At 59.4% G+C, this 19,070-nt stretch carries 24 protein-coding genes and 1 pseudogene; all 25 read right to left on the bottom strand.

Translation table 11 applies throughout. The annotated features are described in order from the left end of the window. Positions 1 to 934: pseudogene (locus D1641_RS19345) on the bottom strand (hypothetical protein); the annotation flags it as partial. A gap of 185 nt (positions 935 to 1,119) precedes the next feature. Continuing rightward, the gene (locus D1641_RS01350) at positions 1,120 to 1,557 is read right to left on the bottom strand and encodes a hypothetical protein (RefSeq protein ID WP_160662598.1); all 438 of its coding nucleotides are present in this window, start codon (positions 1,555 to 1,557) and stop codon (positions 1,120 to 1,122) included. A 4-nt stretch (positions 1,558 to 1,561) separates the two neighbouring features. Continuing rightward, on the bottom strand, positions 1,562 to 1,858 hold the full coding sequence (locus D1641_RS01345) for a hypothetical protein (RefSeq protein ID WP_160662597.1): 297 nt from the start codon (positions 1,856 to 1,858) through the stop codon (positions 1,562 to 1,564). A 10-nt stretch (positions 1,859 to 1,868) separates the two neighbouring features. After that, a complete protein-coding gene (locus tag D1641_RS01340; protein ID WP_160662596.1) occupies positions 1,869 to 2,576 on the bottom strand; it encodes a hypothetical protein in 708 nt (235 codons plus the stop codon). Between the two features lie 230 nt (positions 2,577 to 2,806). Further along, the gene (locus tag D1641_RS01335; protein WP_160662595.1) at positions 2,807 to 4,048 is read right to left on the bottom strand and encodes a hypothetical protein; all 1,242 of its coding nucleotides are present in this window, start codon (positions 4,046 to 4,048) and stop codon (positions 2,807 to 2,809) included. 3 nt (positions 4,049 to 4,051) lie between these two features. Then, positions 4,052 to 4,210, bottom strand: a complete 159-nt coding sequence (locus tag D1641_RS01330; protein WP_160662594.1) for a hypothetical protein — start codon at positions 4,208 to 4,210, stop codon at positions 4,052 to 4,054. A 23-nt stretch (positions 4,211 to 4,233) separates the two neighbouring features. Then, positions 4,234 to 4,872, bottom strand: a complete 639-nt coding sequence (locus D1641_RS01325; RefSeq protein ID WP_160662593.1) for a hypothetical protein — start codon at positions 4,870 to 4,872, stop codon at positions 4,234 to 4,236. Further along, positions 4,865 to 5,107, bottom strand: coding sequence for a hypothetical protein (locus D1641_RS01320; protein ID WP_160662592.1), 243 nt, complete (start codon positions 5,105 to 5,107; stop codon positions 4,865 to 4,867). Before D1641_RS01320 ends, D1641_RS01325 begins: the two co-directional genes overlap by 8 nt. A 49-nt stretch (positions 5,108 to 5,156) precedes the next feature. Further along, positions 5,157 to 5,576 carry a hypothetical protein gene (locus tag D1641_RS01315; RefSeq protein ID WP_160662591.1) on the bottom strand — a complete coding sequence of 140 codons (420 nt, stop codon included), beginning with the start codon at positions 5,574 to 5,576 and terminating at the stop codon, positions 5,157 to 5,159. Beyond that, a complete protein-coding gene (locus D1641_RS01310) occupies positions 5,573 to 7,777 on the bottom strand; it encodes a hypothetical protein (RefSeq protein ID WP_160662590.1) in 2,205 nt (734 codons plus the stop codon). The genes D1641_RS01315 and D1641_RS01310 overlap by 4 nt, the downstream gene beginning before the upstream one ends. 69 nt (positions 7,778 to 7,846) lie before the next feature. Next, the gene (locus D1641_RS01305) at positions 7,847 to 8,551 is read right to left on the bottom strand and encodes a hypothetical protein (protein WP_160662589.1); all 705 of its coding nucleotides are present in this window, start codon (positions 8,549 to 8,551) and stop codon (positions 7,847 to 7,849) included. A 14-nt stretch (positions 8,552 to 8,565) separates the two neighbouring features. Next, a complete protein-coding gene (locus D1641_RS01300; protein WP_160662588.1) occupies positions 8,566 to 8,949 on the bottom strand; it encodes a hypothetical protein in 384 nt (127 codons plus the stop codon). A 47-nt stretch (positions 8,950 to 8,996) separates the two neighbouring features. After that, positions 8,997 to 12,434 (bottom strand): phage tail tape measure protein, encoded by a 3,438-nt coding sequence (locus D1641_RS01295; RefSeq protein ID WP_160662587.1) that lies wholly within the window; start codon positions 12,432 to 12,434, stop codon positions 8,997 to 8,999. A gap of 134 nt (positions 12,435 to 12,568) precedes the next feature. Further along, complete coding sequence (locus D1641_RS01290) at positions 12,569 to 12,733, bottom strand: hypothetical protein (protein ID WP_160662586.1); 165 nt, start codon at positions 12,731 to 12,733, stop codon at positions 12,569 to 12,571. Beyond that, positions 12,688 to 13,098 carry a hypothetical protein gene (locus tag D1641_RS01285; protein WP_160662585.1) on the bottom strand — a complete coding sequence of 137 codons (411 nt, stop codon included), beginning with the start codon at positions 13,096 to 13,098 and terminating at the stop codon, positions 12,688 to 12,690. The genes D1641_RS01290 and D1641_RS01285 overlap by 46 nt, the downstream gene beginning before the upstream one ends. Next, on the bottom strand, positions 13,095 to 13,721 hold the full coding sequence (locus D1641_RS01280; RefSeq protein WP_160662584.1) for a hypothetical protein: 627 nt from the start codon (positions 13,719 to 13,721) through the stop codon (positions 13,095 to 13,097). The genes D1641_RS01285 and D1641_RS01280 overlap by 4 nt, the downstream gene beginning before the upstream one ends. Before the next feature lie 13 nt (positions 13,722 to 13,734). Beyond that, positions 13,735 to 14,175, bottom strand: coding sequence for a hypothetical protein (locus tag D1641_RS01275; protein ID WP_160662583.1), 441 nt, complete (start codon positions 14,173 to 14,175; stop codon positions 13,735 to 13,737). A 111-nt stretch (positions 14,176 to 14,286) separates the two neighbouring features. Next, entirely contained in the window at positions 14,287 to 14,619 is a 333-nt protein-coding gene (locus tag D1641_RS01270; RefSeq protein ID WP_160662582.1) for a hypothetical protein, read from the bottom strand. Continuing rightward, on the bottom strand, positions 14,588 to 14,842 hold the full coding sequence (locus D1641_RS01265) for a hypothetical protein (protein ID WP_160662581.1): 255 nt from the start codon (positions 14,840 to 14,842) through the stop codon (positions 14,588 to 14,590). Before D1641_RS01265 ends, D1641_RS01270 begins: the two co-directional genes overlap by 32 nt. Further along, positions 14,823 to 15,188, bottom strand: coding sequence for a phage head closure protein (locus D1641_RS01260; RefSeq protein ID WP_160662580.1), 366 nt, complete (start codon positions 15,186 to 15,188; stop codon positions 14,823 to 14,825). Before D1641_RS01260 ends, D1641_RS01265 begins: the two co-directional genes overlap by 20 nt. Positions 15,189 to 15,257: 69 nt before the next feature. Next, on the bottom strand, positions 15,258 to 15,557 hold the full coding sequence (locus tag D1641_RS01255) for a head-tail connector protein (RefSeq protein WP_243149192.1): 300 nt from the start codon (positions 15,555 to 15,557) through the stop codon (positions 15,258 to 15,260). Positions 15,558 to 15,583: 26 nt separating this feature from the next. Beyond that, positions 15,584 to 16,849: a phage major capsid protein gene (locus D1641_RS01250; RefSeq protein ID WP_160662578.1), complete on the bottom strand. Its 1,266-nt coding sequence runs from the start codon at positions 16,847 to 16,849 to the stop codon at positions 15,584 to 15,586. After that, positions 16,846 to 17,550: a hypothetical protein gene (locus D1641_RS01245; protein WP_160662577.1), complete on the bottom strand. Its 705-nt coding sequence runs from the start codon at positions 17,548 to 17,550 to the stop codon at positions 16,846 to 16,848. Before D1641_RS01245 ends, D1641_RS01250 begins: the two co-directional genes overlap by 4 nt. After that, the gene (locus D1641_RS01240) at positions 17,551 to 18,882 is read right to left on the bottom strand and encodes a phage portal protein (protein WP_160662576.1); all 1,332 of its coding nucleotides are present in this window, start codon (positions 18,880 to 18,882) and stop codon (positions 17,551 to 17,553) included. After that, a complete protein-coding gene (locus tag D1641_RS01235; RefSeq protein ID WP_160662575.1) occupies positions 18,879 to 19,064 on the bottom strand; it encodes a hypothetical protein in 186 nt (61 codons plus the stop codon). The genes D1641_RS01240 and D1641_RS01235 overlap by 4 nt, the downstream gene beginning before the upstream one ends. Between the last annotated feature and the right edge of the window lie 6 nt (positions 19,065 to 19,070).

Below are 19,070 nucleotides of genomic sequence, written 5' to 3'. Positions count from 1 at the left end.
CTACTTCATAACATTTCCGATACAGCGGCCTCCCGAACCATGTGCCGATCCTCTGCTCCTCGGTGGAATAGGTCTCCCAGCTGCTTCCCCCTCCAGAGCCGCCGCCATCGTCCACGAAGTAGGTCCCGCTGGCTTTCTGCTCTTCCGTGAGGGCGTCCCACTCCGCCTGGGTCAGGATGCCCCGGACCGGGTTGTCCACGTTGAGGGTGTCGCCGTCTTTGCTCAGCCCGTCTCCGGCGGTGATATCGGAGCCACTGCCAGCCGGGCCGGGAGGCCCCTGTTCTCCTCGTTCTCCTCGTTCTCCTCGTTCTCCCTGCGGCCCCACAGGACCTTGCGGACCTGGTTCTCCCTGTGGACCCGGGGGCCCGGGGTCTCCATCCTTGCCGGGCAATCCGTCAGCTCCCTTTTCCCCCGGAGGTCCCGCTTCTCCGGCAGGCCCCTGAATACCAGCAGGGCCGGGCGGCCCCTGCATAGCCTCACCTGCGTCTACGGCCACGGCGTTGCCCTGGTCATCGAAGCCCACCAGCTGGTCGGGCTGGCCGGACAGCTTGTCCTGTTTTTTTGCCAGCTCCAGCTGCCACAGCTCAGGGGTGGGGGGTCTGGACTCCGGCCCGGGGGATGCCCCCTTTTGGATGTAGCCCAGCTGAGTCCAGACGGTAGGGAGGACGATGGTATCCCCCCTTTTTCCATAGACGCCGCACTCCAGCCAGACACCGGGGGTCTCCAGCACCTCCCAGGGGATGACCACCGGCCCCTCTCCATCCAGGATCACGGACCTGGACACCCGTCCAGCACGAAATACGGCGGTTTTTTCCAACCCCTCCCAGTCCGAGGAGAATGTGAAGGCCGCCTGAAAAACTCCCGCGCTGCCGGAGGTAAGCAGCTCCGCTCCCTGGACCTCCAGGTGGGTCCGGTTTGCGTACAGCTGGAACATAAAATCACTCCTCACTGTCAATTTTACCAAGGGGATATTTTTCGCAACTTTTCGGGCAAAGTTCCCATAGCGGTACACGGCCCTTTTCCCGGTGTTTCACGCAGAAATTGGGCGTTTTGACGGATGGCCCGCCCGTTCTCCTGGGAAAACGGTCAACGAAATTAATGTTTTGTTGACCCGGCACCTCAAACCACCTCGTAGACCTCCCAGTAATCGGGAAACTGCTCCGGGTCCCAGACGTTTCCGTCAATTTTGGACTTGTACAGCGTGCCGTTTCGGTCCACTACGTCGCCTGCGTTGTATGCGTCGTGGGCGCCGGTGGGCTGGCTCCAGATAGGCCAGTCTGAGGTCCCCAGGCTGACGCAGGTATACAGAGACGGGGTGATCTCAGGGGGCCACTCATCGGCGCTGGTGTGGTCCTGGACCACCTTATAAAGCAGTGGGTCTCCGTTGGTGTCCACGCCATCGGTGAGGTACTCGCCTGCCTTATAGGCCCGGCCTGTCTGATAGGCCGGGTAGACCGCAGCCACCTCCCTGGCCTGGGCTTCAGGCAGGGTTTCGGCAAAAAGCTGGAGGGCCCGGCGCAGCTGCTCCGCAGCCTTGAGATCAGAGTTTGTAAGCATGTTGTCAGCCTCCTAACATGGTTTTGAGGACGTCCTCAGGAGTGACCTCCTCTTCGGGCTCCGGCGTGGGCTCCGGCTCCGGAACAGTTCCCGGGGTCCAGCTGGTGACCGTGGGGACCCCGTCGATGTCCTCTGCAGTAACAATCCCAAAGGGAAAGCTCTCCAGCGTCTCGGGGGTGCCCAGGGACTCGGGGAGGAGTGCCCAGCCCTCCGGGATGGTGAACTCCTCCAGCGTCGCCCCGTAGATCGTGTTGTTGTCGTGGCTGCCGTTGTCGTTGGTCTGAATTTTGATGATGGTCATAAGTTACCTCCTAACAAAAAGCGATCCAATAATAAGTTGTGCCAGATTTATTTGCGCACCATGATCCGTTATTACTCCCGTAGGTGCTTCCTTCTGTGTACCAATAAATGGTTTTCCCGTCTGACGATTTTTTTCCTAGTGGGGCGTGAGATTGAGAATCACTCACGGAATTTGGTCTTTCTGACCCAAACGTATTTCCACGTTTCCATTCAGTCGATAAAGCGGCGCAGTTTATTACTGTGTTGTTGTTTCCAATAACATCAAAAAAATCATAGGCAGTATTTCCTCTCCTGAATGGAGCTTCTGTCAGCATCATTACAATTTTTGGCGCACGAGAAAAGGTCAAAGATCTTGGGGAAGCTTCTGTTCCTTCTACTCCAGTTCCGACATAGCTGCCCATCAACAAATCAGGACGTGCATTTGCTGTATCCTGAGCTGTGGCGACCAGCTGGCGGAGCTTGTCCATGGCCTGGGTGGGGGTGGCGGAGGTGGACAGGCCCAGGGCGGAGCAGAGGGAGTCGGTGAGCAGGCTGGCCTTGTTGAGCTTTGTGCCCACGGTAGACCAGCCGGAAGAATTGATCCCATTTAAATCCACGGGAAAGGTCCCCTGGATTAGGGCGGATAGGGCTGCGTCCCAGGTTGGATACAGCGTCCGGGCGTTGGCCACGGTCCTCAAATACCGGCTGTTGCCTGAGCCCTTGATGATCCCGTCAGTCATGGCCCTGCCTCCCTTCGCAAAGGGAGGTGTCAGCGGCGCCGCCGCTGACGGAGGGTTTCTCCTCCTCCAGGTCATAGGCGGCCACCCGGCCGTCGCTGAGAAAAATGGCGAGGCCTCTTATCCCTTGTGCCGCAATGGTTTCGATGGAATTACCCCCCCCCCACTTTCGCTCGCTAAAGTGCTATGTACTGCCTGCAATCCTTCCAAAACATTCATAAAATTCTCCTTTCTTATTCTTCCCCGCAGTAAATCTCGTCGCTGTAGTAGGGCGAGCGGTCCATCCAAGGGAAAAAGCTGTCGGCGGCTACCAGGTTGGCCTCCACGGCGTTGGCCTCCATGAAGTCGAAGCCCTCCATATCCGGAGGCAGCGCCGGGGCCTGGACGGGGAGCAGACCGGCGATCTGGGCCACGTTGTCCAGATAGGTCTGCCGCTGGGCGAGGGTAGGGTAGTTCTGAGCGGTCCAGTCTTTTTTTGGCTGGGTGATGGGGGCGTAGCCCCGGGCGGTGAACTCCCGAGTCAGATAGTCAACGGCAATCCCCACCCGGTTCATGTCCAGATTTTTATAGGCCCCCTTCAAAATTCCCAGCCAATAGGTCCGGTCCGCCGCCGGCCACTGGGAGAAGGGGATGCCCCCAGCCGCCCGGGCGGACAGCTCCGCCACCCGGTCCACGTCGGCCTGGACCCGGTCGGTGATGAGCCGAAGCATCCATACCAACGCGGTGGTCTGAAGCCCGGCGTGGTCCACGGCGGTGACAGTGATGTTGTTCTCCCCCACCTCCAGGGGCACGGTGAGGGAGAATTTCCCCTCCCCGTCCGGGGTGACGGAGACGCTCCCAACATGGACGCTGGCTACCCCCGCCGTGGCGTCGGAGACGGCGCCGGCGATGGTGACCTCAGCCCAGTCCACCACCCGGTGGCTCTCCGGGAGGGTGAGGACAATCTTCGGGGGCACCGTGTCCACCTGATAGTTGGCGGTGACAGTGGTCCGGTTGCCGTCCCGGTCGGCCACCGAGGCGGTGACGGTGTGGGGCCCCTCGGAGAGCACCTGGCCGCCGAAGGTGAGCCGGTAGGCGCTGCCGGAGGCCGTCAGGGAGCAGGAAACGGATACCCCGTCAATGGTGGCCCGGGCGCTGGAGGTATCAAGACCGGAGCCCCCCGCCTCATCGGAGGCCTCAAAGACAAATCTGGGGGTGTTTGTGGTCAGCCAGCCCTGGGCCGGGGAAACCAGGGTCACCACCGGGGCGGTGGTCTCCCGGACCACCAGCCGCAGGCTCTGGATTTGACTTCCGGTGAGGGTGTCGGTCTGACCGTTGGAGTTGGTGGCCTCCGCCGTCAGGGAGAAGTAGCCCCCCGGCTGGTGGATAGAGGTGCCGGCGGGGGTGATGTTTCCCTCCCAGCGGGCGGTGGAGCTGTTGTAGGTCAGGGTGGTCCAGACCCCCTCCAACTTCACCCTGACTTTTGTAATCGCCATCCGCTACACCTCTCCCGCGTAAAACTCGTTGCTGTAGTAGTCCGCATTGGCGGGGATTGCCTGGACGTCGGAGGCGGCGATGGAGACTTTTACCGGCTGCCCCGCCTTGCCTGGGTTGGGACTAAGGGTCACGCTGATAATAACCGGGGTGTATACAGCCATTAGGCCGCCTCCTCTCGTTTGATTTACTTAATCGCAAGCCAATCGTATCGGTTGGTAGGGCTGTTCCATTGCACCATAAAGCTTTCGGTGCTGTACCATGTGAGCGTTTTTCTGTCTGAGCTTATTTTTGCCCAGATCGTGGCATTAGAATTAAGAATACCTCTTTGATAGTCAGTCGTCAGAAGAATTGGGTTTATCCAATCGCTCGGAGTATAATTTGTATAATTCGCGCCCTCCCTAATGTTCTGATAATTTGTAAGGCACATAATTTTTGGAGCGAACGGAAATGTAACGCTGGTTGGGTTATTTACTCCATTTGTTCCCGTTCCGACATAGGATACCAGCTCGATTTTCACCCCGTTATCAACCCCGGCCTGTGCCGTCGCGATCAGCTGCCGAAGCTTGTCCATGGCCTGGTTGGGGGTGGCGGATGTAGACAGGCCCAGGGCGGAGCAGAGGGAGTCGGTGAGCAGGTTTGCCTTGTTCAGCTTCATGCCCACGGTGGACCAGCCGGAGGAGTTGATGCCGTTGAGATCAATGGGGAAGGTGCCCTGAATCAGCGCGGTGAGGAAATCGCTGTAGGTTGGGTAGAGCGTCCGGGCGTTGGCCACGGTGCGCAAATACCGGCTGTTGCCGGAGCCCCTGATAATGCCGTCAGTCATAGTCCTGCCTCCCTTCGTGAAGGGAGGTGTCAGCGGCGCCGCCGCTGACGGAGGGTTTCTCCTCCTCCAGGTTTACGGCGGCTACCCGGCCGTCGTCCAGAAAGAGGACAAAGCCTCGTATCCCTTGCGGCGCAATGGTTTCGAGGGAATTACCCCCCCCCCCGCTTTTACCCGCTAAAGTGTCAAGCAGCGCACCAAGGGCCGCCTGCGTCCCGGGGTCATCTCTCCATTTCATAGGCATTCTCCTTTCTTCACGGCATATTTGATAACCTAGTCTCATCGCTTCAAACTAGATCAGTAGGGAGTGGGGCAGAAAGGCCCAACAAAAAGTCCAAATAACTGGGATACTGTACCAGAAAATTCTCGACGCCAGAAAGATAGAATGAGGTATCCGCTGTTTTAGAGGGCTTCGGCGTTTTTTTCTTCCGGGTGATCCACTCCAATATCCCGTCCTCGTTCAAACGCAGACCATCCAGCCCCCACCAAAGGATTATTGTCTGATCGACAGTCTTCTGATTGCTCAAAATCTCCACTTGTGCCCGATCAATCCGGTCCATATATTCGGCAACGGAAAAGGGCTCCTTGGATTGCCCCAGTTCGAGCTGTTCCAGTCTACAGGGCACTGCTTTTGTTGCTTTCTTTGCAAAAAACATCAAACAAATTACAACGACCAAACTCAGGATAGAGATAAACAACGCGATCATTTAATACCCTCCTCTACTTTCTCCCACGTCACCATCACAAACCCGGTGGCCCCGTCAACGCCCTTGTGTCCGGGGCCGGGCTCCTCTGTGACCTCAAATCTTGTGCCGACCACCTGGCCGGTCTCCTTGTCATAGACCTCATAAATAATGCCGGCGCCCGGGTCGCCTCCTCTGCCGCCCTTTCCTCCGTCTCCGGTGCCCGGGAGGGGAGCCTCCACGCCGGGCCGGGCAAAGACCTGGCCGTTTGCAATGTCGGTATACCCCTGCTCATAGACCTGACCGTTGGCGGAGGAGTAGGCTCCAAAGGTAGTATGTTCTCCCTTGGCCCCAGGGACGCCCTTGACGGCAGCCGCAGCGCCCCCGGCCCCCAGGTGGACGACGAACTCCTGCTCCTCGTTGCAGTCAATAACGCCGTACCAAATCTTGCCCCCCTGGCCGTCCTGGCCCGGGTCGCCGTATCCCGCCTCCACAGTGTCCCAGCCCTCCCGGACGTAGCCGTCCTCGCCGTGGCCGCCCCCCTGGCCCCCCTGGCCCAGGACCAGCCGAAGCTGGCGCACTCCAGGAGGCGCTCTCCAGCTTCCGCTCTCCCGAATAACCTCAAAGTTTTCCCAGAGATAGGACCCGTCGGCCTGGAGCAGAGTGCTGGGGCAGTTCTGCATGACGCCGCCTTGGAACTGGATTGTCTGGCTCTTCCGCCGGGCGGTGGTGGCGTTGGATTCGTCCAGCTGTATGGTGTCAACGTCTCCGATCTCACTGGAGGGGTCTCCCCGTCCGGTGGTCTCCAGCACGTTGCCGCCATACTGGGCCAGAATGAGCCGGGCGGCCGCCCGAGCCTGCTCCGCCGTGTGAAGGAAGGGGTTGACAATGCGCACTGTATCCTCGGAGCTGGTGGAGTTGCCGCTGATCACCAGCTCCGTCCCGTCGGAGAGCGTAAAGATCAGCGCGGCCAGAGACCTGTTGGCCCCCATGGTGGGATACTTCACCAGGTTGGCCAGGGTAATCTGGTTTCCCTGATTCCAGAGGGGCTCGGCGCACAGCTTGCCCGTCTCCGCATCCGCCCGGGGCCAGGTGCCCGAGGCCTGACAGACCCACCGAATCAGGTCCCCGCACTTTTTCCCCACCACATCCTCCTGTTTTTTGGCGGTAACCGGCTTGTCGATGTAGTCCGGGTCGGCGCTGTAACGATACCGAAAGTTTTCCCCCAGCTGGAGGACAATGGCTTCCAGCCAGCCTCCCAGGGTGGTGGGGAGGTCCTCCTCTGCCAGCCACAGAAAGCTCCGGTCTGTGAGCACCCCGATGATGTCCACCAGATACCACTGCATGGTCAGGGAGTTATCCCCCGTCTTCCACCCGTCCCCGGCCATGTAGAACAGCCCCAGCCGCACATGTTCATAGGACCCGGAGGCCAGGCGCACCCCGATGTACACGTCGATGGCCTGGCGCTCCTCGATGGACTGGAAGATACCGTCCTTACGCCGGGGCTCAAACCGCCGGGACTTGTTGTCGATAGCCATGGTCACGCTGCCATAGGGCAGGGACAGGCAGGAGAACTCCCCCTGCTGCACGCAGGAGAAGGTGGCAAACATCCGGGAGGGCCACCGCTCATACAGTCCTGGAAGAATCTCCATCACCCGCACCCGCCGGTATGGAAGGGTGGTCTTGGTCACCGTCAGCCGGATGGCGGTGGGGTCGTAGACGGTGAATCCGGTGATGGAAATCTCGGTGGCGGTGCTGCCGGTGTACTCCTTGGACAGGTAGACCTGTTCTCCGGCCAGCACCTCCACCACAAAGTCCTCCGGGACCCCGTCCAGGGGGTCGGAGGAGAAGAAAATAGATAGCATCTGCAGTACGTGGACGTGCTCCAGCTCCTGACGGATGAAAACAGGCTGAGAAAACGCCCCGCTGGAGCCGCTCACAGCTTCCGTGGCGACCCCCACTCCGTTTACCTCGCTGTAATCGGCTGGAAAGCCGTCAAATGAGCCGTCAAGGAGCCAGCGTCCCCACTCCAGGGTAGCCAGACGGGGCGGGGTCTCAAACTCCTTGTTGTGCAGCTCGTCAGGCTTAGACCAGGGGGCCAGACCGGAGGAGAGCACCGGGCCCCAGACCAGGTCGGGGTCGCTCAGGTCTACGATAGCCAGTATCTCCACCCGCCGGGGGGAGCCTACAATAGCCGCCTGATACTCCGGGCTTGTGGCAATCATCCGCCCGCCTCCTTCGTTTTATGAATCAGTTAAATACCACGCCTGGAAGCCGCAGCGGGCGCGGCAGCATTAGCCAATACCCAGAAAATAATAGTTATAAGCGGAATCATTCAACTGAGAAAATGCAATATCTGTAGCATACCAAGAAAAGGTTTTCCCGTCCGTGCTCTTCTTTCCGTACTTTTTATAAGCATTATAGTCACTTCCATACATATAGCCGAACCCTAATCCTTTTGCAAAAGAAGCGGTAAGCATAGACGAAATCATAATGCTGCTGATTCCGTTTGCATATCGGGTATAACCATCATTAATCTCCGTCATGCTTTCCCAGTTATACGACCCATCTTTTAATTGCAAGCCATTTCCCAAAAATATCACTACCTCCGGGGCAAAGGAAAACGTGACAGAGCTAGGATCACTCTCTCCATAGGTATCCGTTCCCCTATAAGAGACAATTTGCGTCTTTGTCCTCCCGTCCGCGTTTGAGTTGGCGGTATTAATCAGCTGCCGCAGCTTGTCCATGGCCTGGTTAGGGGTAGCTGCGGTAGACAGGCCCAGGGCGGAGCAGAGGGAGTCGGTGAGCAGGGCGGCCTTGTTGAGTTTTGTGCCCACGGCAGACCAGCCGGAGGAATTGATTCCGTTCAGGTCAATGGGAAAAGTGCCCTGGATCAGCGCGGCGATAAAGCTCTCATAGTTGGGATACAGGGTCAGCGCGTTGGCGACGGTTCTCAAATACCGGCTGTTGCCGCTGCCCTTAATAATTCCATCCTTCATACTGATTACTCCTTTCAGCCATGCGGCTCCTCCTCCCGCAGGGAGAAGGCGAGCCCATGCCAGATTGGTTTAGAGCTGTCAAAGGCCAGCAGCTTGGGCTGAGTCAGGCTCTCCACCAGGAACCGGGAGGTTACGGGGGTGTCCCGGCTGTCGGGCAGCACGGAGGCGATAAAGGGCGCTCCGGACCGGAGGATCGCCAGCGCGGCCCGAAGGACGCTGTCTGTCAGATAGTCATAGCTGACGGACACCCGCCAGATCAGCCCCCGTTCCTCCACCACCCGCCGGCCGGAGATCATGTCCACCTGCACGGAGAGCATATCCTCCCAGCAGCTGTACTGGTCAAAGCTCACATTGGGCATTGGCAAACCGCCGCCCAGATTGATTTGTGCAGGCTCCAAAACAGCACCCCCTTTTTTATTTCCTGCCCCGCTGCGGAGGCAATAGATCACTTATCGTCCAGCGTCTCGGGCCGTTCCTTAAATGCCTGACGCATAGGATCAACCTGTTTCCGGGCCAGGACCTGGCCGTCCAGCTCCAGGGTAACGTCAACCCTGGAATACGACGCCCCGGCGCTGGCGGTATTGAGGGCGTTCACGCCGCCCACCACCGCATTTTGCATCTGGGCGGGGGTCACCCCCTGGAACCGCTCGGCAATCCGATCTGTGGAGAAGCTGGCCGCCAGCTCCGAGTTGGAGGGGATGCGTCCCGCTCCGGCCAGGATATTGGATACCTGTTCGGCCATCCGCTGGGCCTGGGCATAGAGGGCCTCCTCCTGGGAGGCCAGGCCGTCAATGAGGCCCTGTGCGGTGTCCACACCGCTGGAGTAGGAGGTGTCGGTCAGGTTGTCCAGGGCGGCGCCCAGCTTGTCGTTGTACTCGGTTTCCAGCACGTCCAGCTGGTCCTTGAAGAACTGCTCGGCCACCTCCATGGCCCGCTGCTGCTTCTCATCCCAAAGATTGTTGTACTCCTCCCACTGCTCCTCGCTCATCTCCAGCAGCTCCCGGGCGTACTGGGTAGCGCTGTCCACGTCCAGGTTGAGGACCTCGTTCATCAGCCCGCCGGAGATGTTCCGCTCCTTCAGCCGGGTGAGGGCCTCCTCATAGTCGTTGATAGCGTCAATCTGGTCCTGGATGCTGTTCAGGGTCAAATTGTTATCCTTGACCTCAAACAGGTCCCCGTAGCCACTGAGCCGGTCCTCCATCTTGTCCTGCTGGCCGCTCACCGATTTGATGCGCTCCTCCAGCTCAGAGATCAGGGCGTCGGTCTGGTCGGCCCACAGCTCGGCCTCCTGGTCGGCCAGAGACTTGTCGTATTTGTATATTTGCTCTGTAACCTTCCGGTATTCGCTGACATTGGCGTCGTCGGTGAGGTACTGGTCCCGGTACTCCGCCATTTGGCGGTAATATTCCGCCTCATCCACCAGGTCCACGGCCTTTTGGTGGTCCAGCTCCGCCTTCATCTGCTTGTAGGCCTCCAGGTCCTGCTGGGCCTGGGTCTTGACCTGTCTGGAGGCGGACGCGGTCCGCCGGGCGGAGCTCTCCGCCGCGCCGGTGTAACTGCCCAAAGAGCTCTGGGCGGCCTTCAGCGCGGCGATCTGGGCGTCCAAAGATTTGATATCATCCTTGTCCGCGGCGGTCTTGGCGGCCTTGGCGGCGGCGGCCTCCCAATAGGCGCTGCTGTCCCGCCGGGCGGCGGCGGCCTCATCGTCCAGGGCGGCGGCAGCTTCCAGGGCGGACTTTTGGGCCTCCAGGGTGGCAATCTGCTCCTGTATCTTGGCGGAGGCCAGGCGGATGTACTCCTCCCGGTTCAGCGTGACCGCCCCGGTCTCCTCATCCACGGCAATGGCGGCGCCGTACCCGGCGTCGATCAGGTCCAGGGCTGTCTGGAGGCTGAGGCGGCCCTGGCTGCTCTGTTCCTCCAGGGCGGCGGACAGGGTGTCGTTGGCCCCAGCCAGGTAGAGGGTGGCCTCCTCCAGCTCCTCAGACCGGGCGGCCAGCTCCTCCAGCAACGGGCCAGCGTCTCCGGCGGCAGCCTTTAGCTGGTTCAGCGCCCCGGACTCCTCCAGGGCGGCGGTTACCGCGCCGCCCATGGACTCCGCCAAGGCGGCGGCGGCCCCGTCCATGGCGTCCGCCGCCTGGGTAAATGCCTCCGCCTCTTCATTAGCTCGCGTCAGCCACTTGACAAAGCTGTTAAGTCCAGCCACGGCTACCCCGATAGCGGTGGCCACACCGACGAAGGGAAGAAGATGCAATGCAGCGGCCAGCGCCCCGGTTGCGGTGGCCGCCAAGGGAGCGATGATGTTATAGGCGGTCATCCCGGCGGTCAGAAGCCCCAAAACGGTGACTACGGCAGTAATACCCTGCACCAGAAGGGGATTGTCCTTGATGACCGTCTCAATCACGCCCAGTACCGGGGTGACGCCCTCCGCCAGCGCCCCCAGGGCAGGCCTCAAAGCGTCGCCCACAGCGATTTTCAAATTATTTGCCGCGTTGGCGGCCATATCCAGCTTGGCCTGGGCGGTGGCGTACTTTTCGGCGGCGGTCTCGGTCAGCTCTGTATTTTCGTCCCAGGCCCGGTTAGCCAGGGCCACAGCGTCCACCAGCGTCTCATTGGCCAGGGCCAGGGACTTGAGCATGTTGGCCTGCTGGACACCGGATATTCCCAGGTCATCCAGCACCTGAGTGGCGCTCTCCCCTTTTTCGTCCAGCCCGGCCAGGCCGCCAATAAAGGCCTGTATGGCAGTAATGGGTTCATTTGCCCAGGCGTCAGAAAACGCCTGGGAGGACATGCCTGCCACCTGGGCAAGCAGCTCCAGCTTCTCTCCCCCGGAGGTTACCGCCTTCTCCATGGCGGTGAGGGTCTGGGTCATGGCGGTGCCGCCCGCCTCCGCCTCAATGCCTACGGAGGACATGGCGGCGGCCAGGCCCATGATCTGGCTCTCGCTCAAGCCCGCCAGCTTGCCGGCGGCGGCCAGCCGGGAGGACATGTTGGTGATCTCGGATTCTGACGTGGCGAAATTGTTGCCCAGGGCCACCACGGTGGAGCCCAGGCGGCTGTAGTCCTCCGCCGCGGTCCTGGTGATATTGGCGAACCGGGCCAGGGCGGTGGCCGCCTGGTCGGAGCTGAGGTCAGAGACATTGCCCAGGTCAATCATGACTCTCGTGAACTGGAGCACATGCTTCTTCGCAATGCCAAGCCGGACGGAAGCCTCTGCCACCTGCGCAATTTCAGAAGTTGTTGCTGGTATTTCAGTGGACAGCTGCTTGATCTGATCCGCCATGATGGACAGCTCACGATTGTTTAGCTTTGCCACCTTGTTGAAGTTGGCCATGGCCGTCTCAAACTCCATGGAGGCGTCGATAGAGCTGCGAATGGCCCCGGCGATCTCATGGAGAGCTGCGGCCACCCCGGCGGCCTTCAGCGCGGAGGCCAACATATTGACGGAGTCCCCGGCGCCCTTGGTGGCGTTGCCGAAGCCGTCGATAGACTTGGCGGTTCCGTCAGCGCTGTTTCTGGCTTCCCACAGATATTTGGTATTTTCGTTCAGCGCTTGGTTCATGTTAACCAGGTCAGTTTTTGCCCTGTTAAGCTGGGCCTGGTAGTTGCTTACCTGATTGCTGTCCTCCCCGTAGACCTGGGCGGCGTCTTGGAGCGCCTGCGACAGGGCCTTGACCTTCTCAGTCTGCTGCTCGATCTCTTTCCGGAGCAGCTTGTCCTTGGCGGTCAGGGCCTCCACGGTGTTGGCCTGCCCTTTAAATTGGGCCTCCGACAGGGCAATCTCGCTCTTCATTGCCCGCAGCGAGGCGTTAACGGAGGTCATAGCCTGCTTGAATTGTGCCTCCCCGTCCAGCGCCAGCCGGGTAGTGATCGTTCTGACAGCCATATATTACGTTCCTTTCCGGACACCCCCTCCGGCCCTGCGGGCCACCTCCCCCATAAAGGGGGAGGCAAAGGGGTGATCTCCAATGGCTCCCCCCCTTGTGGGGGAGCTGTCAGCCGAAGGCTGACTGAGGGGGGTCATTTTTCCTCCCTCAGCCTCCGCCGCTGGATTTCCAGCTCCTCCATATCCAGAATCAGCCCCACGGGGAGGATCATGGCCTCAAACACGTTCAGGCCCAGAAACTGGGCGGCCGCGTTCAGGTACTGGGCGCGGGTAAATTTTCGTCCGTTTTTTTTTCCCACTCAGCCCGGAAAAGGTCCACGGTCCCCGGAGGCGGTTCCTCTTCCCGTAGAAGTCCTCTGTAGACAGCCGCTTTAATGGCCGCCCGGGCCCTGGGTACGTCCATAGGGGAAAGCTCCAGCATCAGGGTATTGGCTGACAGCATAGGCCCATTGTCAAAGCCCTGCCGGCGCCGGAACAGTTCCCCCTGGGCGGCCAGCTCTTCCAGATACCAGCACACATTCTCAAAAGCGTCTCTACTGTTTCCCATAACATGATCCAAGATGGACCCCTCACTGCCGAACTGGTCGTAGATATCAAACATGGCCGCCCCGTTGAGCAGCAGGTAATAGGTGGTCCCGTTAAACTCAAAGGGCGTCAGCTTCATACCTGACCCGCCTTGCTTGCTGTCCTAGCTGGGGCGCTCTGGACCGACGAGCTGCTGGCTTTCACGAACCGCTGATCTACCCACGCCATAGCCTCTTCCTTTGTATCAAAATAAGGTGACTGCATAAAATGGGTGCCATCCTTGGCTGCAGAATAGGTAAGATTAAGGGTTTCGCTGGTCAGCTGGATATTTTCTCCGTTGGTATTCAGCTCTTTCCCCTGGATCACTGCTTTCAGCTTGGGGAGAAATATTCCAAAATATCCCTGCCTATTCCCGGCCAGCAGAGTTCCTGCGATGCAGCCATAGCCCCCATAAGGCGGCTTGTCATCGACTCGGAAGATCAGACCGTCTTTCTCATCCAGTTCCGCACCCAAAACTTTCGATTTTACGACATTCTCAACGTCCAGCAGAGTAATTTGAGCAGTACCCTCCTTAAAAACGCTCAAATACCGCGCCAAAACAGAGTTGCCATACGCTTTCCCTTCATTCATCGTTGGAGCATACTGGAATTTATTCACCTCACCCAAGGAAAGCGGCGTTCCATAGTTGGGCAACGCACCATCCGGCTCCGGATTTTCATCCGCAAAGGGAGCCCACATCGGATATTCAATGGTCCATTCCATACAAATTTCCTCCTTACAGATTTTTGGATTTCAAAAACTCATCGTAGATTTTTTCCGCCTCCGCCACCGCGGGATCGGCGGCTTTTTCGTTGGCGATACGGATAAACTGCCGTCCGGGCCGGGCCTGCCGGCCCTTGCTCTTGGGAATGCCATACTCATTGATGAAAGCGACCTCGGCGTTTCTCACGCCCCGGTCATTGGTTCCGGTGGGGGATACATAGACCATTCTGGCACCGTCCCGGCCTTTTTTCATTTTGCCCCGGCGGATAGAAAGGGCTGTCTGCCCTGTGGAGTATGGGCCTTTCAGCATGGTCGCCGCGCTGCCCAGCTGATACTCCTCCACCACCTGGGCCTCAGCGTCCAGCATGGCGGCGGCCACATCGTCTGGAATGGAGGCGATCTCCTCCAGCGATAACATTAGGTCATCAATACCGCTTACACTCAGCTTCGCCATATCCGCTCCTTTCTGCGGCGGGGGACAGAGCCCCCGCCCTACGGGTGTAGGGGGCGGCCTCCGCGCCGCCCCGTCCTATACCTCCGCGCCGCCCGCCTTCGCCGGGCATATCTACACCTCCGTATCCACCGCAACAAACTCATACACATAGTGCTGGCCCAGCTCATCGGAGGCGTTTTCGACAGTCGGCCAGATGGCGCACCTCTGCATGGTCCCCAGCGCCCGGGCCAGCTCCTTTTTTTTGGGGTGGGGCCGGCGCTTCAGAGGGAGAAACCAGTGCACCTGAACCAGATACCGGGTGACATGGGGCCGCCCGTCCCCAAAGGCGGCAGGCAGCTCGCTGTAGTTATACGTACAGTATTCTGTTTCGTCTCCGGTATAGAGGTCTGGTACGCAAACCGGCACCAGAGGCTCAACCGCCGCCCTGATCCTGTCGTCCAGCATTTCCGTTCTCCTTGCTGAATTTTTCAAACCCGACTACCATCTGGTGGTCTTCATCGCAGAATTTTATTTTTTCCGCAGCCACTTGCCGCACACCGTCGGAAAACTCCACAACCGCCAGGGGCGGATCAGACGGAACCCAAATTTGGAAAGCTCCAAACTCATCATCAACAGTGCATAGTCTTGTTTTCCAAACGATTTCGATTTTACCGTCCAGCCTGGTCACCGCTCTTTCCTCCCTCATTACTTATCCGCCTGCACCAGATTTCCATATATTCCTCGCTGTCGCCGTAAGTGTTGAGATAGAGGATTTCATAATCCTCCTCCCTGTAGCGGATAAACATTTTCCGGTCAAGCTTCTTCCGGGTGTACCGAATCAGAAAACGGACTCTCGTTTCCCCAAAGTCGGCATTGTTTTTGACCATCTCAGTCCCGCTGGTCTGAGAGAACCGGGCCCAGCAGGTATGCACCAGCACAGGCTCCGGATTTTCCGGGAGATATCCGTCCTCCTCCAGCTCCGGCTTTTGATAGATGGAAATACGCTTGTTCAGTTCTCCCGCATTGACGTACATAGAAAGGCTCCTTTGTAGGGGGCGGCCTCCGTGCCGCCCGGGCTTCGGCGGGGGGGCAGAGCCCCCGCCCTACGGCCCGGTGTCTAAGGGATCAGCTGGCTCTGTCAGCTTCAGCTGGTTCAGCAGGTGCCTGAAGGACACGTTGTCCGTCATGGTATGTCCGGACCGGGCCTCGCTCACGGCTCCTCTCCGGTCCCAGGAGTCCAGAACCAGGGCGTTGACACACAGGTCATACTGCCCCCGGCGGGGTGTCCCTGCTTCGGGCCCAGCGATCCCCGCCTGCTCCATGTAGCTCACCGCAGCCTGATATATCCCCTCAAAGAGGGGCTCCTCATCGGCGGTGAGCTCATCGATTCGGCAGTATGCCATAAGAGCCGCCTTGCGCTCCGCCGTCATCAGACCTTAGTCCTGGTGGACAAAGTCGAAGCCCCGGACTCCCCGTCCGGCGACGGCATCGTCGCCTTAAACGCGGCGTTTTTGTCAATGGCGACCGCCGTCATGCGGCAGATACCCCGCATCTCCCAGCTGTCCGTGGCCCAGGCGTCCCCGCCCACATCGGTGGCGGCCACCTCAATACCCTTTCGGACAAAGAGGGTGCCCAAAGCTTTAAAATTACCGGCGTAAATGGGCGTCTTGCCCGTCTCATCCGGGATCAGGTCGTTGTCCGCATAGACCACCCGCCGGCCGCTGAGCCGGTAGACATTGGGGTCGGCCGGGTTGGGCACCAGCAGAGACCGGCCGTTTTTGTCCTCCCAACCGTCCATCTCTGCGTAGCCGTTCTGGTTGGTCAGCAGGACGGCGCTCCCGCTGTGCGCAGTGTTCAAATCGCGGATCAAGGCCTTGCGCAGGTCCTTGGCCTCGCTGCCTGCTGTCAAAGACACGGTCTTTTCCAGATCGTTGAGCAGTTTGAGTAGCAGCATGTTTTTGGTCAGCACATACTTGGGGCCAAACCAGCCGCCCAGATACCGCAGCAGATTGAAGACATTGTCCTCCAGCAGCTCCGCAGACACGGGCAGACGGTCGGCGTACTTGCTTACGGTGTAGGTAATTTTCTCAAACTTGGGCTGATCGTCCTTGCCAATGGTAACCATCTCCGACACTTTAGGAAGCGGCTTACGCTTACCCTGCTCAAAGGCCCGCCAGCCGCTCAGACTGCGGACATTCTCCACCGTAAAGAACTGGCTCAGGTCCACCAGGTCTTTCTCATACTCGTGGATGATCCGGTCAAATTCCTCGGGCACCAAAAATCCGCCGTCTGACCCCTCCGGCGTACCTCCGGTTTCAGTCAGAGCCTTGGTCAAGATGGCATAGTCTTCATTCCCCCAGGCCTGGCTCACCTTCACGCCCTTGCACAGCGCCTTGGCAAAGGCCTGGGCATACTCGTTGGTAGAACGGATACTGTCCACGGCGGCGCCCTTGGCCTTCTCCTCCTGCTGGGCCTGATAATTGTGGTGCATGCCCTTCAGTTTCTCATCTTCATCGGCAAACCGGCCCTCCTCGGCCAGCTGCTTTTCGGTTGCGTCAATCTCCTGGTTCATTTTCTCCACATCAGCCATCAGAGCTTTGTGGGCCGCAAAGTCCTTTTTATCCAGCAGAGCCTGGCCCTCCTTTACCTTCTCAGCCCGCTTGGCCTTCAGTTCCAAATACTCCTGATACGTCATTCTTCCATACCTCCATATCGTTTTTCTTCCTGCTCTTGCATGGCCCGGGCCAGCAGCATCGCCTCTGCCTCACCGGTCTCCGCCGGGTCGGGGTCCTGGGGCTCTTGCCCGCCGTACCGCTTGCTTTTAACTGCTCCCGCTTCAGGCTGGGACGGCACGGCACACAGCGACACCTCATAGGCGTCCGCCACCTGGTCAAGGTCGAACCAGCAGCGTTTGCCCTCATACTCCCGGCCGCCCCGGTGCTGACAGAGGGTCTCCGTCTGGTTCGCCCCGCAGATGGAGCAGACAGACTTGCGGACGGCCACCCCCACAGAGCACTCCCGGAGGATACCCCCCTCCAGGGCGGTAATAGTGTCTCGTGTTTTGTCCGTCCTGGGCATGTAGCAGCGCAGAATCAGCCGCTGAGCCGGCCCGTTTTCCTCCACGTGCCCGGCGTATATCCGCGCCGTCTGGCTCCGGGCGCTCCACTGGTGGTCCATCAGCACGGGGCGCCCCACAAAGAGGTCCGCCATCTCCTTCAGTGCGTCCTCGGTAAACCGCTCGTTGTCCCGGTCCACCTGGTTGTCACAGGCCGCCAGCCGAAAGGTGAATACCTCCTCCGCGCTGAGGGGGCGCAGTGCTTGGGCGTTAATCAGTGCCAACTCCCCCGCGTTGACCTCCTGCTTGCATACCCGTGCCGCCTTTAAAATGGGGTCCATTTACGCCTCACTTCCTTCCTCCGGCGCCACCGCGCCGGCTTTTCCAAGAGCTCGAATCGCGCTCAGCTCCGACCACTGGTCCAGTGGACCGTAGTTCCAGCTGGCGTAATATTTGTCGCCGCCCGGTATTTTTCCCATGTCTTCCAGCCCGCGGATTTCATCCGGATTTAGCCCGCTGACTTCTCGCATAGCTTTGTACCAGGCCGCCTGTGCTGTCGTATCGCCCCGCAGGAACACCTTCAGCTCCCGTTTGACGCGCTGATTTCCGGCCCGCTGGCTGGGCAGCAGCAGCTTGTAGCTGTCCTCCTGCCCCCACTGGGTCTCATAGCCCAGCAGCGTATAGGTGACATATTCAATGCCGTTCTGCTCATTGCTTTCGTAACTCTGCTTCCCGGCGTAGGCCAGGTGAAGTGGAACACCGAAAAACCGGCACAGATCAGAAACCCGGACCTCGTTGCTCTCCACAAACTGGGCATCCGTGTTGGTCATGGAGATAGGCTGATATTTTAGCCCCACATCCAGCACCGCCACCCGAAACGCGTTGTCAGGCCCTCCGTAGGTCCGCTCCCACGACTGCCTCAGCTGCTCCTTGGGATCCACCTCTTCCTTCTGCCCGTTGGGCAGTGTGCGGAAGGTCTTTGCTTTTCCCAGGTCGGCGTCTGTGGTCAGGATTCCGCTGGGCTGTCCTCCGTGCCTCCAGGTGCTGTTTTCATACTTCTGGGCCGCTATCGAAGTATCCAGGGTCAGGCTCGCCCTTCGGAGTACGCTGATCCCCTCGATTCCGTCCTCGCTGTAGGCCTTGTAGTGGAGCACATCCTCCGGCCTCAGTCTGGTTTGCTTCCCTGTCTGCGGATTGAGAAACAAATACCAGAGATGGCCCGCCGTGTCTATCTGGATCGACATATAATCCGGCGGCAGGGGGATCAACTCCCGGGGTGCTCCGCTGGACGGGTCCCGGTTGATCCAGGCATAGGCGTTCCCCCGCAGAAGCTGGTTGCACATCATCAGCTTTTGGTAGTCAAAGGTGGTCATGGCCTCATTTGCCCTGCCCCAGAACACACCGCCCAGTTGGTGATTTGTGATCCGCTCTTTGGTCGCCTCATTCATGATGTAGACGGGGAGCACCGCCATAGAGGTGGACAGCACCTCCACGCACCGGTTCACCGTTGACACCTTCATGGCCCGGTCCCGGCTCATGGATATACTGTCTTCCCCGGTTAACCACCCGGCTGGGTTGTCCAGCGTCAAGCCCCGGACCACGCCGCCGCCCATACTTTTCCTGGGGCTGTCAAGGGTACGGCCGGCCCGGATCAGTCCTTTTTTCAGGCTCACTGGTCGCCACCGTTATCCTCTCCCCAGACGGACAGGACCCCTCCGGCAATGGCCAGACCACCGCCGGCTAAAAATCCGGCGGGGAGATAGATCATCCCGGCGCCGATGGTCACCAAAACTGCGCCGGCCAGTATTACAATGCCGCTCAAATTTCTTGCCAGACCTCTTACAACCTTTTTCATTTTCAC

This window comes from Colidextribacter sp. OB.20 (assembly GCF_009911595.1).
Classification (GTDB): Bacteria; Bacillota; Clostridia; order Oscillospirales; family Oscillospiraceae; genus Lawsonibacter.
Note: the sequence above shows the minus strand (reverse complement) of the source record. Positions and strands in the feature narration are given on the sequence as shown.